Source organism: Mesorhizobium sp. M1A.F.Ca.ET.072.01.1.1 (assembly GCF_004023325.1).
GTDB lineage: Bacteria > Pseudomonadota > Alphaproteobacteria > Rhizobiales > Rhizobiaceae > Mesorhizobium.
On record NZ_RZSF01000408.1, the window covers coordinates 1 to 4,890 of the forward strand.

The 4,890-nt window shown below is 64.9% G+C and carries 3 protein-coding genes; all 3 read right to left on the bottom strand.

Features of this window, described 5'->3' with window-relative positions; all coding sequences use genetic code 11:
* Positions 1–1,422 (bottom strand): hypothetical protein (locus tag EOA32_RS32970; protein WP_128373954.1); only part of this gene is annotated, 1,422 nt, incomplete at its 3' end.
* Entirely contained in the window at positions 1,419–2,237 is an 819-nt protein-coding gene (locus EOA32_RS32975) for a phosphoadenosine phosphosulfate reductase family protein (protein WP_128373955.1), read from the bottom strand. The genes EOA32_RS32970 and EOA32_RS32975, both read right to left, overlap by 4 nt.
* The gene (locus EOA32_RS32980; RefSeq protein WP_128373956.1) at positions 2,234–4,777 is read right to left on the bottom strand and encodes a hypothetical protein; all 2,544 of its coding nucleotides are present in this window, start codon (positions 4,775–4,777) and stop codon (positions 2,234–2,236) included. Before EOA32_RS32980 ends, EOA32_RS32975 begins: the two co-directional genes overlap by 4 nt.
* Positions 4,778–4,890: the final 113 nt, after the last annotated feature.

Below are 4,890 nucleotides of genomic sequence, written 5' to 3' on the forward strand. Positions count from 1 at the left end.
CCCCTGAACGAGGCGCGCGAGCAGCGCCGGATTGACTGCACGGCCCGCGCGCAAGGGAGCGAGAAGCTGGCTGCGATAGGCGCCGGCCGACTGGAAAACACTCAACTGCCAGGGATCGAACCTCGGATCCTCCTCGGTCAGTCGGAAGAACAGCCGCCGGCGCTCTGCGATTAGCCCGGCATGGAACTCGTCGGCCGCGCCGCGATCCTCATCGGCTTCGAGATAGGCTTCTCGCAGCCGCTCGAACCCCGGGTTCACGCCATATTGCGCGTCGTCGGCAAGCAGTCGTTGGTGATGCGGCTGGAGATCGGTGTCATTCTGTCCGAAGACCAGAAGCGCATCGAGTGCATTACTTGTCTCAAGCCCGATGCGAAACCCAGTGAAGAAGCGAAAGACCGCGAAGCGCTCGCGCTTCGCTTCGGTCAGATTGGCGCCGAGCAGGTTGTCGTAGAGACACGCATCATGGTGCCGGCCGTCGCGCACCATGTCGCGAAGCGCATCGGGGCGTGCCACCCCGTCGCCGCCCTTATAGCCAAGCAAGCCGTTGACAAGGAGCAGCAGGACCTCGCGGATGGAGACGTGAAAGCCATTGCTGTCGCACAACTCGCCGAGCGCCTGCAGCCGTTCGCGAATGCGCGGCTCATGGAGTAGCTGAAAGTTTCTAGTGAGGGGCGAAGCCGGGCTAAACGCGGGATCGCTGGCCTCGTCGTGGAAGCATGCCCATTCCGCGCGGCCGAGTAGGCACTTGAGTGCTCGTTCCAGTAGCTCGCGCGTCGACATGCGGCTCAGGTTGAGAAACAGCAACGCCGCGCCCGCCTGGCTGCGGTGGTCGCGTGTTAGCAGTGTCTCGATGAGGGGTTTGAGCCGCGTGTCGGCGCTATCTGGCAGCGAATCGAACGCCTGGACCAGCTTGCCGTCATTGCCGGCGAGCACGAAATATTCGCGCGGTTCAGGATCGAACACCGACCGCGCGAAGCGGTTGAGTAAGTCAATCTGCTCTGGCATCCACGGCCGGCGCTGTTCAGGCGTGAAGCCGCTAAACTCAAAGATGAAGTGAAGCGTACGCTCGCCATCAGGCGTCTCGAGCGCAACCTTTCCGTAATTGCTGCGATCCCGCCCGGCCTTTCGGCTCTCGTCGCCGGTTAGCTGGTGCCACAGCTCGCTGCACAGGCTTGTTTTTCCATCACCCGCGGTGCCAGTCAGGATGACGTTTGTGAGCCGCCCCTCCGCTGGTGCGATCGCTTTCGCAAGCGCCTCCGCCTCGGGATGCTCGAAGGCGAGCGGAGCTACGCCATGCGCCTGCGCCTGTCGCGACACGGTTTCGGCATACATGCCGTCGGTCTTGTTGATCGGACCATAGCTGCGCAGAAACGAAATCCAGCGCTGACCCGGCGTGGCATGCCCCTGCGGTGAACTGCTCACAGCTGGCAAATCATGCAGCCGTCGCGCGGCGTGGGCTCGGTCTCCAAGCCACCGAGCACGTCGACAAGCGGTCGTTGGGTGCGCCGCGCGCGTTTGCGCTCCTGGGTGCGTTCCCAATTCTCCTCGATCGCCGCCATGCGCTCGGGGCGCTCGAGCTGATCGAGCGGCTCGTCGGTCCAATAGAAGACCTGGCCGTTCACGCGGTTAGGCTTCTCATAGGCCTTGGCCTCTTCGAACAGCTTAGGATAATGCTGCTTCAGGCGCACCCATTCGATCTTCTGCTGATAAAAGCAGAAGAAGCAGCCCGAGCGGGTTCGACCCCACTCGGTATAGGGCGGCATGCCAAGCCCGGAATCGGTCAGGATGCGCACCACGCCAGCATAGTCGATCCCGTCGTCGCGGAACGGAAAGACCGCGCGGATATTGGGCTTGTGGCTGATGTAGCCTACCCGATCCTCGTCGGCGCGAATGCCGACATAGTTGATGCAGGGCTCGTCGCCGATATAGGCTTCGAACGGCTTGAGCTTGAGGTAATCAGTGCACCAGCGCCGCCGCCCGGAGGGTAGCACGCCCCCTTTGGTGCGCAGGATATCGTCGAATCCCTGGCGCGTGGTGGTGCGGATCACACGCTGCCCTAGATAGGATTCGAGCCGCTCAATATAGGCGACCGTGTCGGGCAGTTCCTTTCCCGTATCATGGAAGATATATTCCATGTTGGGCACGCGGTCGCGCAGATGGATGGCGAGGGCGGTGCTGTCCTTGCCGCCCGAAAGGCTTAGAATATGGCGAACCGAGGGGCCGTCCCAATTGATCATGTCGATCCTGCCTTTGGTGAAGTCTCTACGTCGGCGTCTTCGTCGCCAGCGGCGGCCAGAAGCAACCGCGCAGCCGCAATCCGTCCGATCCGGCCGGCGCGCTCAAGCAGCGGCGCGAGCTCAGTCTCGGCGCGCTTGATCGCGGCTTCCTGCTCGGCGGTCGTGCGGAAGATTCGTTCGATCTGACGGCCGTCAGCGCAGGTCACCGCGATCCGATAGGCGCTGTCGTCATCGCCCTGGCCCGGGAAGTGGATCGTCTCCACCTGACGGAAGCGCCGGGTGAAAAAGGCGAGCCGCTGGTGAAACTCCTCTTCGTCGCTGTCGGTCCAGCGTTCGGCCGGCTTGCGCGCGACGAAGCTGGCGATCGACTCGAGCCAAGCGGTGTCGTCGAGCTTTTCATCGGCGAGCCGCAGCACGAATGCGCGCAATTCTGGCTCCACCAGCGCGGGAACGAGCGCGCGGCCGCGCAGCAGGACCGGCGCGCGCAGCTTTGCCAGGTCCTCGTCGGTCTCAAGCGCCGCGCCGAGCGCCGCGGCGAGGCGAGTGAGAAGGCGTGGATAGGCGTCGCGCAGCTCGCGGATGGCCCCGGCCATCGCCTTCACATAGCGAGCCACCGCCTCGCTTCCAGGAAGTGTCTGCGGGCCAATCGCCTCGAGATCGAACGCCTTGGGAAGGTCAGTGAACAGTAGGGCGCTGGGGTCGCGTCCGCTGAGCAGAGCGCTGCGCGCAGCAAGCGTCGCGGGCGACAGCCGGCGGGTCCGGCGCGAATGGTCAGGGAGCTGCTTGCCGACAAAGGTCATCAGCGGCCGAACGATGTCGAGCAACGCGGGACGTTCGCTCAGCCGGGTCTCGAGCGCTGCGCCCAGCTGGACATAAAGCTCAGCCCGCACCCCTTCGATCGCACAATGCTGAAACTCGAAATGCTCGGGCTCTTTGGTGATGCGTGTAAATTCGGGGCCGCCCACCTGCTCGAGATAGGTGCCGTCCTCATAGACCGCGGTTTCGTGCCAGCTCGCGCGCAGATAGATCGCGATCACCAGCGGGATAAGCCCGTCGCGCATACCGAAATCCGCGCCGCGCAGGCGGGTTGCCAGCACTTCATAGCCCACCGGCTTGTCCACGGCCTTGAGGATACGCGCGATTGCGTTGAGCGCCGGCGCGAAATTCAGCCGGTCCTCATCCCCTTCTGGGATGCGGACCTCCCACCGGCCCTGGCGCTGCACATGGATGCCGCCCTTCTGCAGCACGGACAGATAGATCGCGCGCTCGGGCGGGGTGTTCTGACTCGACAGGCCGAGGCCGGGCTGATCGGCGTTGGTGGCGAGCGCTTCGATGAGCAGGCTGCGCGCGCGCGCGGCAGCCGTGCTCAAGGTCCGGCGATTGATGAGCTCGTTGCTGACCCGTGGGCACAGCGAAAAGGCGCGATCGCACAGATCGGAGAGATGCGAGACAAAGCTACGCGACGAGGCGAACTGGCGCTCACCATCACGATCGCGCCAGCGAATGCCGGCCGCAGCACTGCCGCGCACATCGAGCAGGCCGCCGAGCGTGCGGGTCAGACGTTCCTCCGCAAGTGCCAGCTGCCGCGAGACCTCAGTGCGTGCGATCCGGTCGCCGGCCAGCGCCGGGACATGATCGCGCACCCAGCGCCAGGCGAGCACATCGCGCAGCAGCGGGTCGAGACCGGCGGTGGGGCGCGGCAGACCTACGACAGTCGTCTCGGGAAGCGTGCAATGCGCAAGCCGGTTCCAGGCGTCCTCACGCGCCTGCTCGGTGGTGGAGAGCAGCAGCACAACCCGCCCGTCCGGAGCATGCGTGCCCGGTTCGATTGCGGTTTGGACCTCGTGCTCGAAGCGACCGCTGTCGAGGCAGATGAGCTCGAAATGCCGAAGCGCGCCGCGCTCAACATAATGGCGCCGCGCGACGATTGGGTCGGTGCGCACCAGCCGCTTCAAATGGTCGAAGGTCTTGTCGATCGGACCAATCGCCCGCTCGGCTGCAGCGAAGGCCTCGTCGAGATCGACGCTGGTATGCGGCCACAGGCACAAGGCGCCTGCGGCACCGCGGTCATAGAGGATGCGCGCTTCGTGCGAGAGCCGTGTGATCGCCGCCTTGGCACGGTCGGTCGCACGCTTGTCCACCCCGGCCACCGCGAGGAGCACGGCCTCGCGGGTGGGAGGGAGCGACGGGTCGTCGATGAGGTTGAGGAGTGCCACCGTCTTGAGCACGGCCTCCTCGTCCGCCGCACGCGTCTCGGCCGAGCGCAAGATCTCCCGGATCTGGTTCCAGCGCGTGGCATGCGCGCCCGAGCCGAGCAGACTGGCGAAATTGGCGGTGAGATAGTCGAAGAAATCGTGCAGCCGATACGGCCTGAACCCGTCGACCGGCCGCTGGGCATGCGCCATCAGACCGCAGGGTTCAGTGGAGGAGAGGAAGCTGAACAGCGACCGCTCATTCTGGCCGAAGCGGCGCATTGCGCGGCTGATCACGGGCAGCACGGTCGCATCGAGTGGAAGCAATGCCGGCGCGAAGTCCATCATCGCGGCCCGGCTGACGCCGCTGCCATACCAATTCTGGTCGAGAGCGCTCGCCATGGTGCGCTCTCGACCAGAATTGGTATGGCAGCGGCGTCAGCCGGGCCGCGATGATGGAC